This window comes from Paenibacillus glucanolyticus, assembly GCF_037333485.1.
Classification (GTDB): Bacteria; Bacillota; Bacilli; order Paenibacillales; family Paenibacillaceae; genus Paenibacillus_AQ; species Paenibacillus_AQ glucanolyticus.
In genome coordinates this window covers 515,526-534,474 of record NZ_CP147845.1, presented here as the reverse complement: position 1 = coordinate 534,474, position 18,949 = coordinate 515,526, and the positions used below count along the sequence as shown (strand labels likewise).

18 protein-coding genes are annotated in these 18,949 nt (G+C 40.2%); all 18 read right to left on the bottom strand.

Going from position 1 to position 18,949, the window contains the following annotated elements; genetic code table 11:
* Positions 1–101: 101 nt before the first annotated feature.
* On the bottom strand, positions 102–668 hold the full coding sequence (gene hpf, locus WDY75_RS02450; protein WP_006213041.1) for a ribosome hibernation-promoting factor, HPF/YfiA family: 567 nt from the start codon (positions 666–668) through the stop codon (positions 102–104).
* Between the two features lie 197 nt (positions 669–865).
* Positions 866–1,063, bottom strand: coding sequence for a cold shock domain-containing protein (locus tag WDY75_RS02445; protein ID WP_006213042.1), 198 nt, complete (start codon positions 1,061–1,063; stop codon positions 866–868).
* A 290-nt stretch (positions 1,064–1,353) separates the two neighbouring features.
* Positions 1,354–3,222: a glycosyltransferase gene (locus WDY75_RS02440; RefSeq protein WP_063477978.1), complete on the bottom strand. Its 1,869-nt coding sequence runs from the start codon at positions 3,220–3,222 to the stop codon at positions 1,354–1,356.
* Positions 3,219–5,111 carry a glycosyltransferase gene (locus WDY75_RS02435; RefSeq protein ID WP_063477979.1) on the bottom strand — a complete coding sequence of 631 codons (1,893 nt, stop codon included), beginning with the start codon at positions 5,109–5,111 and terminating at the stop codon, positions 3,219–3,221. The genes WDY75_RS02440 and WDY75_RS02435 overlap by 4 nt, the downstream gene beginning before the upstream one ends.
* A 10-nt stretch (positions 5,112–5,121) precedes the next feature.
* Complete coding sequence (locus tag WDY75_RS02430; protein ID WP_063477980.1) at positions 5,122–6,207, bottom strand: glycosyltransferase; 1,086 nt, start codon at positions 6,205–6,207, stop codon at positions 5,122–5,124.
* A 71-nt stretch (positions 6,208–6,278) separates the two neighbouring features.
* On the bottom strand, positions 6,279–10,520 hold the full coding sequence (locus WDY75_RS02425; protein ID WP_063477981.1) for an IPT/TIG domain-containing protein: 4,242 nt from the start codon (positions 10,518–10,520) through the stop codon (positions 6,279–6,281).
* A gap of 18 nt (positions 10,521–10,538) precedes the next feature.
* A complete protein-coding gene (locus WDY75_RS02420; protein ID WP_063477982.1) occupies positions 10,539–10,883 on the bottom strand; it encodes a hypothetical protein in 345 nt (114 codons plus the stop codon).
* Complete coding sequence (fliS, locus tag WDY75_RS02415; protein ID WP_063477983.1) at positions 10,876–11,268, bottom strand: flagellar export chaperone FliS; 393 nt, start codon at positions 11,266–11,268, stop codon at positions 10,876–10,878. The genes WDY75_RS02420 and fliS overlap by 8 nt, the downstream gene beginning before the upstream one ends.
* Positions 11,269–11,310: 42 nt before the next feature.
* On the bottom strand, positions 11,311–12,774 hold the full coding sequence (fliD, locus tag WDY75_RS02410; RefSeq protein ID WP_063477984.1) for a flagellar filament capping protein FliD: 1,464 nt from the start codon (positions 12,772–12,774) through the stop codon (positions 11,311–11,313).
* Between the two features lie 22 nt (positions 12,775–12,796).
* Entirely contained in the window at positions 12,797–13,135 is a 339-nt protein-coding gene (locus tag WDY75_RS02405; RefSeq protein ID WP_063477985.1) for a flagellar protein FlaG, read from the bottom strand.
* A gap of 73 nt (positions 13,136–13,208) precedes the next feature.
* Entirely contained in the window at positions 13,209–14,063 is an 855-nt protein-coding gene (locus tag WDY75_RS02400; protein ID WP_063477986.1) for a flagellin, read from the bottom strand.
* Between the two features lie 173 nt (positions 14,064–14,236).
* Complete coding sequence (gene csrA, locus WDY75_RS02395; protein WP_063477987.1) at positions 14,237–14,473, bottom strand: carbon storage regulator CsrA; 237 nt, start codon at positions 14,471–14,473, stop codon at positions 14,237–14,239.
* The gene (gene fliW, locus WDY75_RS02390; protein ID WP_063477988.1) at positions 14,451–14,915 is read right to left on the bottom strand and encodes a flagellar assembly protein FliW; all 465 of its coding nucleotides are present in this window, start codon (positions 14,913–14,915) and stop codon (positions 14,451–14,453) included. Before fliW ends, csrA begins: the two co-directional genes overlap by 23 nt.
* Before the next feature lie 73 nt (positions 14,916–14,988).
* Positions 14,989–15,564, bottom strand: a complete 576-nt coding sequence (locus WDY75_RS02385; RefSeq protein WP_063477989.1) for a DUF6470 family protein — start codon at positions 15,562–15,564, stop codon at positions 14,989–14,991.
* 12 nt (positions 15,565–15,576) lie between these two features.
* Positions 15,577–16,470: a flagellar hook-associated protein FlgL gene (gene flgL / locus WDY75_RS02380; RefSeq protein ID WP_063477990.1), complete on the bottom strand. Its 894-nt coding sequence runs from the start codon at positions 16,468–16,470 to the stop codon at positions 15,577–15,579.
* 12 nt (positions 16,471–16,482) lie between these two features.
* Complete coding sequence (gene flgK, locus WDY75_RS02375) at positions 16,483–18,054, bottom strand: flagellar hook-associated protein FlgK (RefSeq protein ID WP_063477991.1); 1,572 nt, start codon at positions 18,052–18,054, stop codon at positions 16,483–16,485.
* A gap of 19 nt (positions 18,055–18,073) precedes the next feature.
* Complete coding sequence (locus WDY75_RS02370; protein WP_063477992.1) at positions 18,074–18,574, bottom strand: flagellar protein FlgN; 501 nt, start codon at positions 18,572–18,574, stop codon at positions 18,074–18,076.
* On the bottom strand, positions 18,571–18,867 hold the full coding sequence (gene flgM, locus WDY75_RS02365) for a flagellar biosynthesis anti-sigma factor FlgM (protein WP_006213058.1): 297 nt from the start codon (positions 18,865–18,867) through the stop codon (positions 18,571–18,573). Before flgM ends, WDY75_RS02370 begins: the two co-directional genes overlap by 4 nt.
* Positions 18,868–18,949 lie beyond the last annotated feature (82 nt).

The window sequence follows — 18,949 nt, the reverse complement described above, 5'->3', positions numbered from 1 at the left end:
CCGCTAACACGGATGAAGGCTCATCTTACAATTTCGATTTCATTTTAAAATTCGAACCGAACCTGGTGCCTCTGCATTCCTTGAGGAATGCCGCTTGAGACTTAGTCCCGCTCGATCAATCCGTACTTGCCGTCATCACGCTTGTAGACGACATTTACTTCTTGTGTGTCAATGTTGGAAAATACGAAAAAATTATGGCCTACCATGTTCATCTGCAGGATCGCTTCTTCCACGTCCATGGGCTTCATGGTAAAACGTTTCGTACGGACTACTTCGTAGTTGTCCTCGTCGTACTCCACTTGCTCTGCATCCATTTGACTGGTTGCCGCTGCCCCGTTCTCCGCAATGAGCGTCTTCAGTCCGCCTTCTTGCTTGATCTTGCGGTTCAGCTTGGTTTTGTGCTTGCGAATCTGACGTTCCAACTTGTCCACAACGGCATCAATGGAAGCGTACATATCGTCGCTTCGGTCTTCCGCACGCAGTACCACGCCTGTGAGCGGAATGGTCACTTCCACCGTGTGCAATCCTCGAATGACACTGAGTGTAACGTATCCTTCGGAGGTGGGGGGTGCATCAAAATACTTATCTAGCCTGCTGAGTTTCTTGTCAACATAGTCTTTCAAAGCATCGGTCACATCAATTTGTTGACCTCGGATAGTGAATTGCATTGGGCACTCCTCCTTTGCACCTTCATTATAGCATTTTGTTAAGCCCATGTAAAAAGACAGAATTGTGAATTTTAGCACAATATTTTTCGGAGGTCGGATACAAAAAAAAGACCCCGGAAGTTCCGGAGTCTTGGGCTAGCGAATCTCCAATTGTTAACCATCAATACCGTTTATGTAGGTCGGCTATGCCGGGATGATTAGATTTTGATTACGTTAGCAGCTTGCGGGCCACGAGCGCCTTCAACAATCTCGAATTCTACGGATTGTCCTTCTTCAAGAGTCTTGAAGCCTTCGGATTGAATCGCGGAGAAGTGTACAAATACGTCGCCGCCGTCCTCAGTCTCGATGAAGCCATAACCTTTCTCTGCGTTGAACCATTTAACTTTACCTTGCATGCACTAACATTCCCTTCATTGTCAAATAAAGTGTGACACTAATTGTCCACATTTCCGACTATAGCACCCGTCCAATCCAGTGTCAATTACCAAGAAAAAGGTTTTCTGCTGCAGAAAAAACAGAAAAATGTCGACTTGGCTCCACGACTGAGTTGGCAGGCGTAAAAAAGGCGGACAAAATTAGGTTAGGGTTATTTACCCGGGGAGGGTGGGGGTGAAACAGGGAACAATTTATCCAATTTAGAAAGTATACTTAATCCCCTTTATATATTACTTTAAGACTACTGTATCTATTTTCTACCGGTAATCATATTAACCAGTTCATATATGCTAGATACTAACTCGTGATCTTCCCAATTGTTATTCACTGCTGCTCCAGCTAATTTATGAATGTTTTGAATAGCTTCTGCACTGAAACAAGGATAGCCATATCCAATCGAATTATCTCTCGCTATTTTCATATCAAGTTTTGCCTCATGCAATAAACCTCTTGCTGCATAAACTGTTGCACGTTCTATGAACGCTTCAATCATTAACGTTATATTATCTGAATCGAATTCATCCTTGTAAATCATATTAATAGGCACGGTACTATAAAGATTGCTAAAAATAATCTGTTCATATTTAGCTGTTTTAGTTACGATTTCGTTATACGACACCGGTGCGTCCAAAGAACCTCTATCCCCCGTGTGTACACGATATCTGACGGTAGGTGCTGGAAGATACTCCATATCGTAATGCCTTGCTAATCTCAGCCAAAAATCATAATCCTGTGCACGAATTAATTGAGTGTCCCATCCCTCTAATTCTACAAGACAACTCTTTTTAAAGAGAACAGTAGGTCCATGGACAAAGCATCCTCTCATGAGCATTTTCATATTTAAGCTGCTTTTTACTGGAGACAGATCATGAATTCTAATTACCTCACCGGTTAGATCATTAAAGTCAATCGATCTAGTATGAACCATACCCAATTTGGGGTTCAATTGAAATCTTTTGAGTTGTACTTCAAGTTTCAATGGTAGAGCTACATCATCATCATCGAAAACCCAGATATACTCTCCATGTGCATACTTTATACCTTCATTTAAGGCCGAGGATTTCCCCCCATTCTCCTTGTAAATATATTTAATATCATTGCTATATGGTAATAATTCATCTTCTGGTGAAATAATAGATCCGTCATCTACCACAATTACTTCAATATTTTTATATGTCTGATCAAAAATTGATTGAATAGTCTCCGCTATATAATCTTTTCTATTAAATGTGGTTATAATAACAGATACGAGTGAGTTACTTGTTGGAATGATGTATGGTTGCGGTAAAAAGAACGATTGAATATCATATTTTTGATCCTTATAATTATCCACTGATGGTTTTACAATTGTCCCCATTATCCACTCGGAAGGAACTTTTGAATTCCATTTAATGGAACATCCTGTGGTGGAATAGATAAGACCTTCAATTAATTTTCGATTAAAGATATTATGATGATCTAAATCCGGGATTGAGTACCCACTTGGAACGCTAATAATAATCGTGCCACCAGGTTTGCATACTCTAAAGGCCTCTTCAACGATTCTCTTAGGGTCATTGACATGTTCCAATACTTCGGCAACCACTACAGTATCAAACATATTATCATTAAATTGCAATTTATATCCGTTACCAATCTGGAAATAACATGTCTCTATACCCAGATTCGCAACCTTATGTCGTGCTATATCTATAGCAACCGGATCTATATCGATTCCATATAGCTTTGAACCATGACATGCTATAAATACTGATAGATCTCCATTTGCACAACCGATTTCTAATACATCTCCACAGCATAAGGAAGCCGTTTCTGCCATTCTCTTTAGCTCATGCTGGTTTCTTAATCTACGGTAATTGTCCCATTTTTTCTTTATCTCTATGTTGTTGATTCTTAATAATAGCTCTGAATCCATATAAAAATTCATATCCATGGAGGTCTTCTCTAAGTACCATTGAGCTTCTGTATGATTTCCACAAACCATAGACAGCATAGCCAGACCAGAAAGAGCCTCGCTGCTCTCTGAGTCGTCCATTAACTTTTTAAAGCATATTTCATAGCCTTTTTCAATTAGGCCTTCTTTGATATAATTAGATATTTCCCCTGTTAATGACATCATAAGTGTAACTCCTGTCGTGATTTTATTGCCCATAATGACTGTGGAACTAATCCTGAGATTTTTTCGAGAGCCTCTTCCATGCTTTCAGAATCGTTCGTGAGACTAGCGAGATTATACATCTGAAATAGGATTTCCGGTTTTTCATCATTTAAATATGCTTGACGATAATAAAATATGCTGTCCTCTAGTGAGTTCATATTACGCAGTGACTGTGCTGCCAACAGATCTATTTTATAGCGTTCTTCTTTTGTAGAACCTTCCAGAAGTACAGATAATGCAATTTCATAAAAACCGACTTTATTAAATGCTTTTGCCAAGACATAGCGCATTTGTGGAGTTTTAAGCTGCTCGGTAAAATAATCCATATAGTTATATTCCTTAAGTTTAAGAAGACTAAGGACCAGGTCATATACAATATTTTCAAGTTCCTCGGTATACATCTTGCAATATATATCATTTCTGGACACTAAGGCCTGAAGCACTCTCTGTTCTTCAGATCTTAAAGAAGCTTTATTAAGATACCTTTGGAGCATATCAGAATCAGACAGAAGGAAACTAATCAATAAAACTTCATTTAATTGCTCCTTGCTACTGCTATCGAATTCAAGGTAATAGTCTAGCACTCCTGAATATTCACCTTTAAGTATATTAACAAACGCATCGACACCTTTGTCGGTCTGAACATCAAATTTTTTTATGAATTCGCCAAGAACAGGGTGCCTCAATTGATATATTACATTGATAAGCTGTTGGACAACAGATTCTTGCATTGGCCAAAATGTTGAGATTTTCTCAAAGAGAGTCGAACTATCAGCAGAATAATTAATATCCATAAAATTTTTAAGTAAGCCCATTACATTAGGGGCTTGATCGATTGCCCTTACTATATATTCATTAGCCTTATTCCGATCAAAACATTCAACAGCGATTTCCGATAATTTAGCATACGCTAAGTAGCTTCCAGTTCCCTCATAGGTATTAAAATGTATGGCAGGATTACTATCCCCTGTCTGAATACAAATCTCAAAACAATTTGCTGCATCGTGCCAATATCCCAATTCTTGAAATATTAAACCTTCATAATACTTGAACTCAACATAATCTGGATAGATTGAAAATGAGTCTCTTGCAATGGACAATGCATCTTCATACTTCTTTAGCATTACCAAGCTTTGAACTAAACCTAAAAGCAATCTTTTGGTAAACGTGAATTCACCACCATATTGATAGGATTTTTGATATGATTCCAACGCTTTTTGAAATTCTCCATCCGAATAATACTGTTGCCCCAAATTATAGTAATTGAAGGCTGATGGATTTTCTTTAATTTCTTCTAGTAAAATGCTTAAATTTCTTTTCTTTTTATTTTTTGAATTTACAATTGTTTTCAGATAACCGTCATGGTGGATTCTGATATTGTCAAAAATTTCCGAGCTTCTATGCCAGTTTCTTGTAAGATTAATTTGCTCATGAAGCGCTCCCTCATATCTCAACTCAGATAAATTACGGAAAAGACGTGGGAACTTATGTAATTCAGCGAGACCTCCACCAAGATTGTTTCGAATCGGGAGATAGTAGATATCTTTATCTAAAACATTCCTTAAATCATGCATCGGGTCCTCAAGCCATTCATCAGCGTCTAAATGCAATATATAATCACCTGTCGCTTGATCAATCGCATAGTTTCTTGCATTAGCGAAATGATTGTCCCATTTGTAATGAAACACCTTCGCGTTAAATCTCTTGATTAATTCCAGCGTGCGATCAGTTGAACCAGTATCTACAAATATAATTTCGTCAACAATTGCACTGATGCTTTCCAAACATCGCTCTATACATCGTTCTTCATCTTTTACAATCATACACAAAGATATAGTTGATTTATTCATTGAGGGCCTCCTATGGCAGTAGAGCTAATCGGTTGTTCGATAATTCAAAACCATAGTCACTACTTACTTCATAATGGTAACGAGCTTTGTCTAATTTCAACGTTAACTCGTAAAACAATCCCAAATTGTAGTGAGCTAAGTAAGTGCCTACTCCTGATTCTGATTCATAAATTGAAATGTCAGCTTCGCCTATTTCAATACACTTCTCAAAAGCTTCAGGTATCAGATGAAAAGAATTAACATTCTTCATCTCAATTAAGGCACAACCATATATATAATATAAATCGGTATAAAGCGGATAAGTTGTTAGAGATGAATCTAATAGATTGACTAAACTCTCCCACCTCTTCTCTTTCAGATATACTTTTGCTAGACTTTGAATAATACTTGGATGATAACCAAAACAAAGATCACAATGAATTAATGCCTTCTCTAAATAATACAGGGCTAAGTCCGATTGATTATTAACGGAGTAGGTTCGACCTAACTGAAACAGAATATATGAGTCCTCGGGATCTTCTTCTAATTGCATATGAAGCAACACCAAATTTCTATTTACTTTATTTTTATTTTCTATATGATACTGATCATACCCAAGATGAGATATTACTAGGCACGTATTAAAGGTGTTTGGTCTGTTGTCTCTATAAAAAAGTTGCTCATGCACCTTACCCATATACTTGAAATCTGTATGGTTAGGAAACAACCTTACTATATTAGACTTCATTATCCCCTCATCCATAATATGGTGGATCTCTACTCTTCCAACCATATCCGTATTTTGATTGAGATACTTCAGATCTTTCTGAAGTCTCATTAAATCAACATCTGTTAACCTTTCATCAGCATCCATCATCAATATATAAGGTTGGCTCGCATAATGAACTACTCTATTTCTAGCATTTGAAAAATCATTATCCCACTTGAATTCTTTAATATTGCCTCCTTCTTTCTCAGCAATTAATCTTGTTCTATCTGTAGATCCTGTATCTAACACAATCACTTCCTCCACATATTCTTTAGCTGATACAATGCACTCCTTAATATTTTGCTCTTCGTTTTTTGCAACTATACAAATAGAAATGGGAAGTTTCATTTATTGCACCCCTTACTTAATAAATAGAAACAGGTACCTAGAACAACGACTAGGCACCTGTACAGGAAAAGCTAGTAATACGTGTATCCTTCAACTAAAGTTCCTGATTGACCATCTGGATTTACAATAATAATAGATACAGGACCTACGACGCTTGAAGATGGTACTCGTATTCTAACTTGTGTGGAACTTAAAAAGGTAGCAGAGATGCTAACACCATTAATCTCCACCTTAGCACCACTTTGAATATTCGTTCCACTAATTGTGATTAGATTCCCCCCGGACTTTGAACCTGTATTTGGGGAGGCGCTAGTAACAGTAGGTGCCGGCTTCGGTGCTGGAGCTGTAAATGTAAATCCTCCTTGCAGGAGTGACATTTGTCCATCAGGATTAACAACTTTGATATCCACAACAGATGCCATTGGCCATGCAGGAATTCGAATTCTAAGCTGCGATGTATTTACATAAGTTGTAGTTATCTCTTCTTCATTGAAATAAACCTTTGTTCCATTTTTGAAATTCGCTCCATTTACATTAACTAATCCACCGCCAGATATTAAACTAGTATTTGGTGATACACTAGAAATTGATGGCGGCAAATCAGCAATAAAGGAAAAGCTATTTACTAATTCTGCCGTTTGACCATCCGGATTTATAACCTTTAACGTAACAGTTTCCGGATTGCTCCAAATTGGGGTAGGGACACGTAACTGACCTTTATTAACGTAAGTCGTTGCTACTTCAACTCCATTAAACGCAACTTTCGCCCCATTCACAAAAAAGTCTCCATTTATAGTAATCAAGGAACTCGTTGAAGCAAGTGCTGTGTTAGGTGTTACAGAACTTAGAATGGGACCCGGGGGTGGTGGAGGTGTTACATATGAAAATCCATTCTGTAAAGAACCTTCTTTCCCTCCTGGATTAACAACTTTTACAGTTACAGACTCTACCGTGCTCCAAGCCGGGGTCTTAAATCTAAGTTGATTAGAGCTAAGGAAGGTTGCAGATATCTCTACATCATTAAAATGAACTTTGGCTCCACTTTCAAAATTCTGACCATTGACAATAGCAGTTAGACCACCACCTGGAAGATCTGCACTATTCGGGGAAACAGAAGTTACTACTGGATTAGGTTTCTCAGGTGGCGCTATATACGTATATGCATTCGCTAATAATGCAGACTGGCCATCTGAGTTAGATATAGATATATCCACCGTTGCTGCTGTGTCCCATTTTGGTGTTCTGATTCGAAGTTCTGATGAAGACAATAATGTTCCGGAGACTGTAACCCCTCCAAAATCTATGACAGAGTCAGCAGTAAAGTTAGTGCCTTTAATAGATACTGTTGCCCCTCCTGCCTGTGGACCACTATTGGGAGCTACTGAAATAATGGTAGGAGCTGGTGGTCGCGGAGGAACTTCAAAAGTAAATCCACCCGACAATAAGGCAGATTGTCCATCAGAATTCAACACTTTTACATCCACACTTTCAGCTGATGGCCACTCTGGAGACATTATTCGAAGCTCATTAGCTGAGATATATGTGGCGGGCATCTCTTGGTTAGCTAAATATACTTTGGAATCACTTTTGAAATTAGTTCCTATTATTCTAACTGTTGTTCCGCCAGAGATTGGACCAAGATTAGGTGATACCGAACTCAAGCTTGGCCCCGGCAATGGCAAATATTCATATGCGTCAATATGTTCAGCAGATTGACCATCTGGATTCGTAATCTTTATAGTTACTTTTCCAGGTAGGGCCCACGCAGGAGCTTTAACACGTATTAGTGAACTATTTGCATAAGTATATGATAGCTTTTCCTGACCAAAATTAAATGTAAGACCATTTACAAAATTAGATCCGTTAATAGAAATAATACCACCGCCTGTAACTAGCCCTGATGCAGGTGATATACTATTTATTGACGGTGCTGGCGGTTTCGGAAGGGGAAGGTATTCAAAAGCCCCTTGTAAGACAGCCGAAAAACCACTAGTGGTTTGAATACCTACGTTTACTTTTTCGGGTACTGCCCATTCAGGAGTAACAACAACAACTTGTGTCGCGTTCACCGATTGAATAGGAACTTCGATTTCATTAAAGAAAACTTTTGTACCATTTGGTATATTTGTACCACTAATGGTAACTGTCGTACCACCACTTACCAAGCCACTGTTGGGACTAACAGAAATTAGTGTTGGATCAGGGGGTGCCAGATATTCAAATGCATTACTAATTACTACTTCTTTACCGTCAGGATTTATAATTTTAAGGGACACGAAGCCTGCGGTTTGCCAAGCAGGGGACTTAACTCGAATTTCTCCAGAGTTGATATAGGTATAGCTATTTTGTTCTACTCCCCCCCAAACCAACTTAGCCCCAGACTTAAGATTACTACCCTTAATGTAGACCATTGTACCTCCGGATAAAGGTCCAGAAGACGGTGAAACAGAGGTTATTTCAGGATTTGGGTCTTCGTAAGTAAAACCTTTCGCCATGACATCCTTCTGCCCGTTCGGATTTTCTACAGTTATGTCTACAACATCTGCCTTTACCCATTTTGGTGTAACTAGTGTGATTTGATTGTTCGAAACAAATGTCGCTGGTACCAACGTTGCATTAAAAAAAACTTTCATGCCTTCTTTAAAACGTTCCCCGTTTAATGTAACCGTTTCTCCACCTGTTCTAGCTCCCACTTTAGGCTCAATGGAAACTATTTCAGGACCTTCAATATAGGTAAAGGCATCGTCTCTGCTTATAGTTGAGCCGTCCGGATTAGTAACAACGATGTCAACCGAGGTTGGCAATGCTCCTGCTGGGCTTATAACTTCCAACGCTGTAGCACTGTTCTTAGACACAGCAGCTGCGTTTCCATCAAAAAATACTGATGCACCCGGCATAAAGTAATCACCTTTTATCAATACCTTAGTGCCGCCTTCTTGTGGACCTTTATTCGGCACAACCTCAAGAATTTGAGGATTAGCGTAATAGCGATACTCCGATAATGCGATTTGACCGTCGTCATTGGTTACCTTCACCGGAACCGTTCCTTGTACTCCTGAAGGTGTAATCACTTTTAATTGATTTGAATTAATAAACTCAACATCATCAAGTTTTGTGTTTCCAAAGTGAACCGTAGCATTCTGTTGGAAATGTTCGCCGTTAATTATGACCACTTCTCCACCATCTACTTTACCGTTATCCTGATCAAGCGATGTAATCTTTGGTGCATAATATGTAACGTTTAATGTAGGCTGTGGTATTGTGTAATTATGTTGTTGGCCCAAATAATCTTTATAGCTTACCGAAATTTCCTGATTTCCTGCAGGATATTTACCAGCTGGAACCCCTGCCTTGTGACGAATTTTATATTTAAAGGTCAACAACTCATTCTTCAGCTCGAGAAAACTCCACGATATAGAGTTTCCATTTACAGTTGGTTGAGGAATATTATCGCTATACGAGCCAGGTACAATTTCAAACTCTGGTGATATGAAGTCAGCTACGGTTACATCATATGCGCTTGCAACCCCAATTTCATCAACAATTGCAGCATAAATTTCCGCAAGCCCTACCGAACCCAAAACGAAATGATGATGATGTGCCGTTGTGGCCATTTCTTTCATCAATAAATTCGGAGCGCTAGTACTCGGATTCTCACTAGGCAGCAACAGTGCAATAGTGTAAAACACTACTCCTTCCATTTTTGCGGAGTTTGCTTGTTCCAAAGCAACTTGACGAGCATATGCTTCAGGACTAGGTTCTGTAGCCTGCCCATCAGTCATCAATATGATAACCGGTTGAGCATCTGACCTGTGATTTCGAAGCATGTATTGTGCTTTATCAATCGCAGATTTAGTAGCCGTGCCTCCATTAGCCTGGATCCCATTTATATATGATTTTAATTCATTGGGATTTGTAGACAAATCTTTAAAACTCACATTACTTGCAAAATCGACGATTCCAACCCGATGCTTATTGAAGTCAACCAAATCAATAAATCCCTTAGCTGCTTCCTTAGCATTTTGCATCTTGTCTTCTCCATTATTAGGACCATAGTTAGGTCCCATGCTTCCCGAACGGTCAATCACTAGAATAATATCATTAGGTTTTATAAAAGTACTATCCGGTGAACCCTGTACATTTAGAGTAACTTCCGATTCCCCGCCCACAAGAATATCGGATGGATTCAAGATCTTTGTAACTTGCACATTATCATTGTTGCCTGATATAGCATTTACCGATGGGAAATTAACGGTCTGTATGAACATTAAAAAAGTCAATACCCAGATGAACTTTTTTGAATTAAACTTCATAACAATCCTCCCTTAGGATTATTTTTTAAAATCTACAAAAAAGGCACCGATATTGTTATTGTTCGATTGCCTTCCATAATGCTCTGAAATTCTTTTTTTCTTTTCAAAAAGCTTAATATCCTTATTAAGTATATTTGTTTCTTTTATAATGACATGGACAAGTTTCTCATGAAGAGTCTGTACGTCTGAAAGTAAGCGAAGATCATCTTTGGTCAAAGACACTAGACGCAGATAACCATATAACTCATCTATCTCTTCTTCATACTTACTGTAGTTATCATAGTTCGGATCCTCCATTATTTTCTGATACAACTCAAAAAGTGCTTCCACAGGCTCTCCCGGAAATTCTTTGGGATTATACATAGGTTTGGTCTCCACCTGGTTTAAGTGACTGTATTGCTTGTGCCCATGTTTTAACCATATCCCGGGCAAATTCTACTGTATCGTCCAACATTGTCTCGTCTTTTTTGATTATAAACTCGGTAATGTAGTTGTAATAGAATTCATATAGTTCCCGCAGATTTTTTGAAATATCATAGTCCATGTTCAAAGTCACAATTAATTCATTTAGAATTGTTCTAACCTTATACAAAGGCTCGTTCATGGCTTCGAACTGATTTTGAGAATATAACTTTTTAGCTAAGAGCAATGATTTGACCATCTCCTGATAAAGTAATAACGTTAACTCTCCAGGACTTGCAGTGCCCACCTGTACTTTCAAATATTGCTGTTGTTGTGCATAATGCATGGTTATTCGCTCTCCATCAGTCATTTTATTAAAACAAATAATTTAACCTAACTGTGATGCAAGCCAAGAACTCTGACTGTTCATTTTCTGAAGCGCTTGTTCCATAGCCGCAAATTTCTTGTAATAACGATTTTCGATATCGATCAACTTGGACTTCCAATCTGACTCTTGACTGTTTAATGTCCTCAGTTGTTTCCCAATGACACTCTCATCCATCATCTCCATTGAAGTTCCTGATCCAATCTTCTTCTTGATGGCATCCATTTGAGAATTGACAATATTATATATTCTATCGGCTATACCAATATTAGTTTTCCCTGGTTTAGGAGTAGTGGAAGAAGACATGGTGAAGAGATTCTTAACTTCATCGAAATTGGTATTGACCGCCTCAAGTAACCTTTTCTCATCAATTTCTAATTTCCCATTTTCCTTATAATCACTTTTCACTTTTATTCCAATGTTTTCAAGCATTTGGATTTGTCCTTTAGGGACATCCAATGGAACATTCAAAGCAGATCGAAGTGATGTGAGAGTTCCAGTCAAGATACTATCATTATAAAGAGTTCCTTGTCTTGCTCGCTTCTCCCATTGTGTGATCTGAGTTTCGTTCATCGCTTCTTTTTCTTCTGGAGTCAACGGCTCATAATCACGACTACGCCTCGTTGTAGAAGCAGTGCTAAATAAATCTATCAATGAATTATACTGCTCTACAAATTTTTTGATATCATCAACGATACCGCTTCGATCGGTTGACGTTCCAATTGAGGCAGTACCTTGACTTTTCAATATCACCTGTACACCATTAATGCTTACATTGTTGGATGTTGAGGTTAAAGCCACTCCATTAACCTTGTATTCTGCATTTTGACCATTCGCAGTTACAGAAGATAGACTCATAATATTCTTGAAATTTTCCAAGCTATTGGCTGGTGCTCCATCACTATTTGTAATCTCAATTTTGGAGTTTGCCCCAGAAGCAGTAGAACTAAGGTAAACGGCTCCACTAGCCTTATCATAATTTGCCCTTACCCCTGTCTGTGATGCCTTGGAATTAATATCCTTGATGATTGTATTTACAGTAGATTGATCAGTGAAACTAATCTCGATGCCGTTAATTTTCACCGCACCTGACTGACCAACTGCAGCAGAATCTGACGCAATTTTACCGCTGATCAAGGTAGCTGATGCGGCAAGCTTGGATATCTCAACTGTACCGCTACCTGCGGTAGTTCCACTCGATGTAACTTCTAGTACTGAAGTGTTGGAGGAAATAGCAGTAGTTTTCTCGAAATCACTCTCATATCTAAGATTGTTAGCAGAATTTCTTATAGATAACAAAGCAGTGTTCATTGCTTGATAATCTTCTCTTTGCCAAACGGCTAATTGCTTTTGCTTCTGAATTTTGCTTAATGGCAATCGCTCAGCCTGCATTAATTTTGCTATGAGCGAGTCGGTGTCTAATGTTCCACTAAAACCAGTCAATCGGGTTGGCCCATTAATTGCCACGACTTAACCACCTCTTTCTCTACTAAATTCTCTCATCCAGGAATACTCCTACCCTCTGGCTTATGTTATAAAGCAAATCCAGCATCTTTTCACTAGGTATTTCACGAATTATTTCGTTAGTCTCATCTTGTAATACCATGACCATAATAGTATTTGTTTTGTCGTGTACTCTTACTTCAATATGAGTTCCTAACTCTTCAAGTTTCTTATTAACCTGGTTCACAAGTTCAGGAATCGTATCTTGCTCTTGTCTAGGTCTAACAGCTCGTGTATGTACGTCCTCTGAGACTTCGTTTGCAATCTTATAGAACCATGGCAGCAAGGATTTCTGAGTAGGATTTGAGTTCGGATCTATCCTCATCGCTATCCTCCTAAACGCCTGATTAGACTAAAATGAAAAAGCCGGCCGGTTTCCCGGCCGGCTAGATTCACTATTAACGAAGCAATTGCAGAACACCTTGAGGCTGTTGATTAGCTTGAGCAAGCATTGCAGTTGCAGCTTGTTGGAGAATGTTATTCTTCGTGAATTCAGACATTTCTTTTGCCATATCAACATCACGGATACGAGATTCAGCCGCTTGAAGATTCTCAGATGTAGTACCCAAGTTATTGATCGTGTGCTCCAAACGGTTTTGAACAGCACCAAGATCAGAACGCATTTGAGATACGGTATTGATTGCAGCTTGAACTAGACTCAAGTTAGCAGATGCAAGAGAATTCAATGATGTTGCAGCATTCGTAGTAGCACCCGAAAGCAATGTCAATCCCGTACCATCAAATTGTACACTCAAATCTGTATTAGTTGCACTTTCAAGAGTCAGAGAGATTGTTTCCCCCCCGTTTGCTCCTACTTGGAACACAACATCAGATGTTGTACCATCAAGCAATTTTTTTGTGTTGAACTGAGTTTGTGTTGCAATGGATCCGATTTGCGCGGAAAGTTGCTTAGCTTCCGAGTCAATTTTAGCAGCATCAGTAGTAGTCAGCACTTCGTTCGCACCTTTTACGTACAATTCAGCCATACGTTGCAACATAGCGTGAGTTTCATTCAGTGCGCCCTCAGCGGTTTGAATCAATGAGATACCATCCAACGCATTACTAGAAGCTTGTTCCAAACCACGGATTTGGTTACGCATTTTCTCGGAGATTGCAAGACCAGCAGCATCATCAGCTGCACGGTTGATGCGGTATCCAGAAGACAGCTTTTCAAGGGATTTACCTTGTTGAGTGTTGTTGAAAGACAATTGACGCTGTGTGTTGTAAGAACTGATATTGTGGTTAATACGCATGATAAAATTCCTCCTTGGAATGTGTTGGTGATTAGCATCCTTGCTTCACCCTATTGTGATCGGGACATGGCGTTCGGCCGTTACTGCCATGCCTTTCGACCCATATTATATTTATCGGAATCTTTACTCTATTGTTTATAGCAGAATATTAATTTCTAATAAAAAATTAATTCTTAATTCTTTTCTCTTTGAATGACGATCTGCAAAATATTCTGTATATCCTCATTGAATTCAACCGCATCTTGATTCTGTTGCTTGATAGCTTCGTAAATTTCTTCGCGATATATGGTTACATTTGCCGGGGCCTCAATACCAATTCTGACCTGATCACCATTCACTTCAATAACGGAAAGAACAATGTTATCATTAATCATGATCTTCTGCCCTTTATTTCTTGACAGAATCAGCATCAATTTCAGCTCCCTTCTTCTCTCTTAACAACAGCTCCTGTGTCGAATATCCCCTATGATCTAGTACAATCTGCGCTGCAATATTGTTAGATTTATTGATGACAACAGGTGCCTTTAAGTTGCAGGATATATCATCTGCAGATCGGACCGTAACAATGACCATCACCATGATATCGGATTCATCAGTAACGGCTAATGTTTCAATCCAATGCGGTTCAAGGTGAAATTCATATTCAGGAAAAAACACAAAGGGATCCGCAACAATAAAACTCAAATCCTCATTTTCAGCAGACTGCAAAAACTCAAAAGGACTCTTCTTATCTTCTGATTGCAGTAAGATATATTTTTTTAAATTTCCGAACCCTAATATAGGACTCTCAAATACGATCATCTGATTGTTTTCTATTTCGATTTGACCGAATCTCTTAGTGTTGAAAATCATAGGTTATTCCTCCTTCATAAAAAACAATAGCTATAATGAAACTAGTTTCATTATAGCTATTGTTTAGCTTCAACTAGACAACTGCATCAAGCTGTTTCCCCGTTGCCGACATAAATATAAAATTTTGATTGATCAAATATGGATTTATCTTACCTGGATAGTAATCAATTATCGGTTTATGCGTCTCCGGATTAAAGCTAACTCCACCTAGAATATAGTTAGTTTTCACTTGACCAGGAGTATATGTAATATCCACATTATCATACCCTGGATCACCCGTTATTTCGACCCTTGGGCGGTCTTTGAACACGTTATTTCTCGCAATTTCCGCAAAAACATTACCGCCCTCGTGAGTAGCCATCATACGGTCCCCATTTTGGGCTATCTCTCCAATATTCTGCATTGAAATCTGGAGAGAAGACTGCGCTATTCTATCCGTAGCCTCTTCAAAACGAGCTTTGCCTAATGCTGACCATGCCTTGCGTGAATCAATCTCCAATGTTCCCTTTGCTTGTTCCACCTCAATGGAGGCTTGTTTCTGAGTCATATTTAAGGTCGGTCTAGGCTGCTCTATTCTTTGTTGCCCTTTCGTTGTTTGAAGACCAATCTGTGAGTACCCTTGCTGAATTTGTATTCGGGGGATATTCATTCGTATCCTCCTTTATCTTAGGAAATCCAACAGACTCGGACGAATAATTCTAGCCATAGTATCTAAGGAAGCCTGATAAACACTCTCAGAAGTCTTGAGATCAATAATGACTTTCGAAATATCCGCATCTTCTACTTTAGATTGTAAATCCATGTAGTTTAAATTTAAATCGCCCAGTCTACTAAGGGTGAATTCCAGACGATTTTGTTTACCACCCATCTCCGCTTGGGCGGTAATTGTGGTTTCCAGGTTCTTCTGCAGTGAAGGGATGGCACTTTGGATACCTGCTGTATCATCTGCTAACAGCGCCTTCTTAAGATTGTCTACCACAGAAAATATCCCTGAAGTATCTCCAAACGATCCAAATACTTGCTCTCCCAGGGTATTCACGGATACCGTAATTCCAGCACCAACTTGATATCTTACTTCACCATCATCCAATGCATATGATGTTTGCGTTGGATCATCAGGGAATGGTTTCTCATCGGTTCTCTCACCATTAAAAATATACTTCCCCTTGAATTGTGAATTTCCAAGAGAAACGAGCTGCTGGAACAGCTGATCTACTTCAGCTGCGATATTTTCTCTAGCGTCCTTAGGTACGGTGTCAGTTCCGCCCTGTACTGCCAGCTCGGACAGCTTTTGGACAATCTGCGTGACTTCTGTCATGACCGTATCTCCATACTTAAGCCATGCATCCGCATCATCCGCATTTTGCTCAAACTGCGTTGTTGCCGTGATCTGGCCGCGGTACTGGAGAGCACTGGCTACACCCACCGGATCGTCGGAAGGACGATTAATACGGCGCTGGGTCATCATTTGTTCCTGGTATTTATCCAGTCTGCGATAGTTGCCTTGGAGACCACTCATCATGGAGCTGGTCATCATAGATTGGGTTATGCGCACAATTTACTCCTCCTATCTGCCGACGATGCCGGTGCCGTTAATTAATTTGTCCAGCATCTCGTCGATGGTAGTAACTACACGTGAAGATGCGCTGTATGCATGCTGGAAGCGGATGAGATCGGACATTTCCTCATCTAGTGACACACTGCTAATGGATAGACGGAGTGTATCTGCATGTTCCACCAGCAGTGTACCGTTCTCCACCATCTTAATGGCGTTGCTGCTATCCGTACCTAATTTGGAGATAACAGACTGGAGATATCCTTCAAAATTCGTAATATCCGTTACTGCACCGTTGCTGTTGTTTGGATTAAAACTAAATGTACGTTCAGACAAGCCGGCAATCAGAAGCGCCATGCCGCCGTTACCTTTCAGGACCACCTCGGATGTTGTTCCATCCGGATTTGTTTTCATTTCGGTCCGTAAGGACGCACCGATGTTTTTCAAATCGGATTGGATATTCTGACTGAGCCTCATATTCCCTGCTGTAATTGGACCTCCATTGGCAGATACAAAGAAGTCACTTCCTGTAGTAGCAGGTTCGTTCAAGGTGTAACCGAGTTTATGTAATCCGTTAAGTCCGTCTACAGTATGCTTGGTATCCTCCGCAAGTTTACGAGGATTATTCGCATCCATTACCGCATTCGGAATGTTCACGCCTGGAGGGAGAATCGTTCCAGCCGGCAGGGTAACTTCTACTTTTCCGGTAGCCAATGTGTTGGCCATAATATTCAACTGGGTGATATACCCTTGAACGTGCACATCTCGGGAGGTTACATATCCAGCAATTTCTCCACCGGTTAATGTCCCCGCTATGGCATTCGTAATCGGCGTGGAGGTCATATCGTCCACCACTACCTGATTACCAAACGTCACTTGATAGACATCCCCGGTCTCGGTTACATTCACGTTTCCAAGCAAGGAGAGCTGATCAATCAGCAGGTCCCGCTTATCGCGCATATCGTTCGCGTTATCGCCAAGACCCTCAATCCGTTTAATACTCTGGGTTAATTCTGCAACTTGGTCGATATAATTGTTGGCTTCAGCAACCTTAGTGTCAATACGAGAAGTCAGATTATTGCTGAGCGTGTCCAGTTGTGAATATATATGGTTAAACGTCTCGGTCAATGCGATAGCTTTCTGCTGAACTGCCATACGGGCCGACAAATCGGTATCACTCGGGTTTTTGCTCAATGTCTGCCAGGCGGTCCAGAACTCCGCAATGCTTGCGCTCAAGCTGCTGTCGGAAGGCTCATTAAAAATCCCCTCAATATTCGAAAGCGTCTCTTGCTGTACGCTCCACGTCGACAGATTGGTATTCTGGTTGCGGTACTCAATATCCAGCAGGAAATCCCGCACCCGTCTGATACTATCTGCCTCGACACCCATCCCGAGCTGACCGGCCGCTTGGGAACGCTGCATTCCTGGAAAAGCGATAGGATTGGCCGCAACCAAGCGTGTGGTCTGACGAGAGTAACCCGGCGTATTAGCATTCGTAACGTTATGACCAGCTGTGTTAATCGCAGCTTGCTGGGCAATCAAGCCCCTCTTTCCGATTTCGAGCAAATGAAATGTAGATCTCATCGTACATTTTCCTTTCTGCTTATGCCCTGGTATCAAACATGCTTCGGCCTTTGCCGGCCGGATTTTGATGCTTCGGATGTTGATATAGCAAATCATCCTCTGGACGGCTGACTAACAAGTTCAAACTGTAGTCAATGAACGCCAGGGACTGTTCGATCAACTCGCGGTTGATGGCATTCAGTTCCTTGAGTTCTATGAGCCTGTCCATTAATTGCTCCTGCACATCCTGCAGCTCTGTTTTTTCATCCGGATTAAATACAAGACGAGTCATTTCGGTAACCGTCAGCTGAAGCTGGGAGCGGATGCCCTTCTCACGCAAAAAATCATCTGCGGCGCCTTGACGCAGTGCTTCCGTTTCCGCCACCTGCTTCAGCAGGCGGTTCTCCTTGGTCATGACCGCTGTAAGACGTTCCACATCATTATCCAAAATGGCTTGCCTTTTATCTTTCCCTGCCTCTATGAGCTGCTCATGCAGCTCATCCTGACGCTTCATATATTCGATAATGGTTCTAGCACTCACTTGGACTCACCTGATTTATTGTAGGATTGAAAATACGGGAGCAATTTGTCCGCCAAACGGTCGACGGGCACCTCATAAGTACCATTAGCTACGGATTCCTTCAAACGCTGAATTTTCTCCGCGCGCTCCGGATCCTGTACTTTACTCTGTGCACTCAGTTCCATCGCCTCCGGTGAGATAGATACTTCATCCTTGCGGCGCTTCTTCTTATCGATATGCTGCATCTCCCGAGATTCAATATTCCGTTGATACGAATTGATGCCGTTCACACGTCCCGATTCGTTAATCTTCACGTCAAATCACCTCACTTAAAATAAAAGACCGATAAGCTTTACTAAGTTTATCGGTCGGATATGAAACATTGTTAATAGTTCA

Bases quoted from the DNA above. Each gene is read 5' to 3' on its own strand.
- hpf (WP_006213041.1), bottom strand. From the start codon at position 668: ATGCAATTCACTATCCGAGGTCAACAAATTGATGTGACCGATGCTTTG.
- WDY75_RS02445 (WP_006213042.1), bottom strand. From the start codon at position 1,063: ATGCAAGGTAAAGTTAAATGGTTCAACGCAGAGAAAGGTTATGGCTTC.
- WDY75_RS02440 (WP_063477978.1), bottom strand. From the start codon at position 3,222: ATGATGTCATTAACAGGGGAAATATCTAATTATATCAAAGAAGGCCTA.
- WDY75_RS02435 (WP_063477979.1), bottom strand. From the start codon at position 5,111: ATGAATAAATCAACTATATCTTTGTGTATGATTGTAAAAGATGAAGAA.
- WDY75_RS02430 (WP_063477980.1), bottom strand. From the start codon at position 6,207: ATGAAACTTCCCATTTCTATTTGTATAGTTGCAAAAAACGAAGAGCAA.
- WDY75_RS02425 (WP_063477981.1), bottom strand. From the start codon at position 10,520: ATGAAGTTTAATTCAAAAAAGTTCATCTGGGTATTGACTTTTTTAATG.
- WDY75_RS02420 (WP_063477982.1), bottom strand. From the start codon at position 10,883: ATGTATAATCCCAAAGAATTTCCGGGAGAGCCTGTGGAAGCACTTTTT.
- fliS (WP_063477983.1), bottom strand. From the start codon at position 11,268: ATGCATTATGCACAACAACAGCAATATTTGAAAGTACAGGTGGGCACT.
- WDY75_RS02405 (WP_063477985.1), bottom strand. From the start codon at position 13,135: ATGAGGATAGATCCGAACTCAAATCCTACTCAGAAATCCTTGCTGCCA.
- WDY75_RS02400 (WP_063477986.1), bottom strand. From the start codon at position 14,063: ATGCGTATTAACCACAATATCAGTTCTTACAACACACAGCGTCAATTG.
- csrA (WP_063477987.1), bottom strand. From the start codon at position 14,473: ATGCTGATTCTGTCAAGAAATAAAGGGCAGAAGATCATGATTAATGAT.
- fliW (WP_063477988.1), bottom strand. From the start codon at position 14,915: ATGATTTTCAACACTAAGAGATTCGGTCAAATCGAAATAGAAAACAAT.
- WDY75_RS02385 (WP_063477989.1), bottom strand. From the start codon at position 15,564: ATGAATATCCCCCGAATACAAATTCAGCAAGGGTACTCACAGATTGGT.
- flgK (WP_063477991.1), bottom strand. From the start codon at position 18,054: ATGAGATCTACATTTCATTTGCTCGAAATCGGAAAGAGGGGCTTGATT.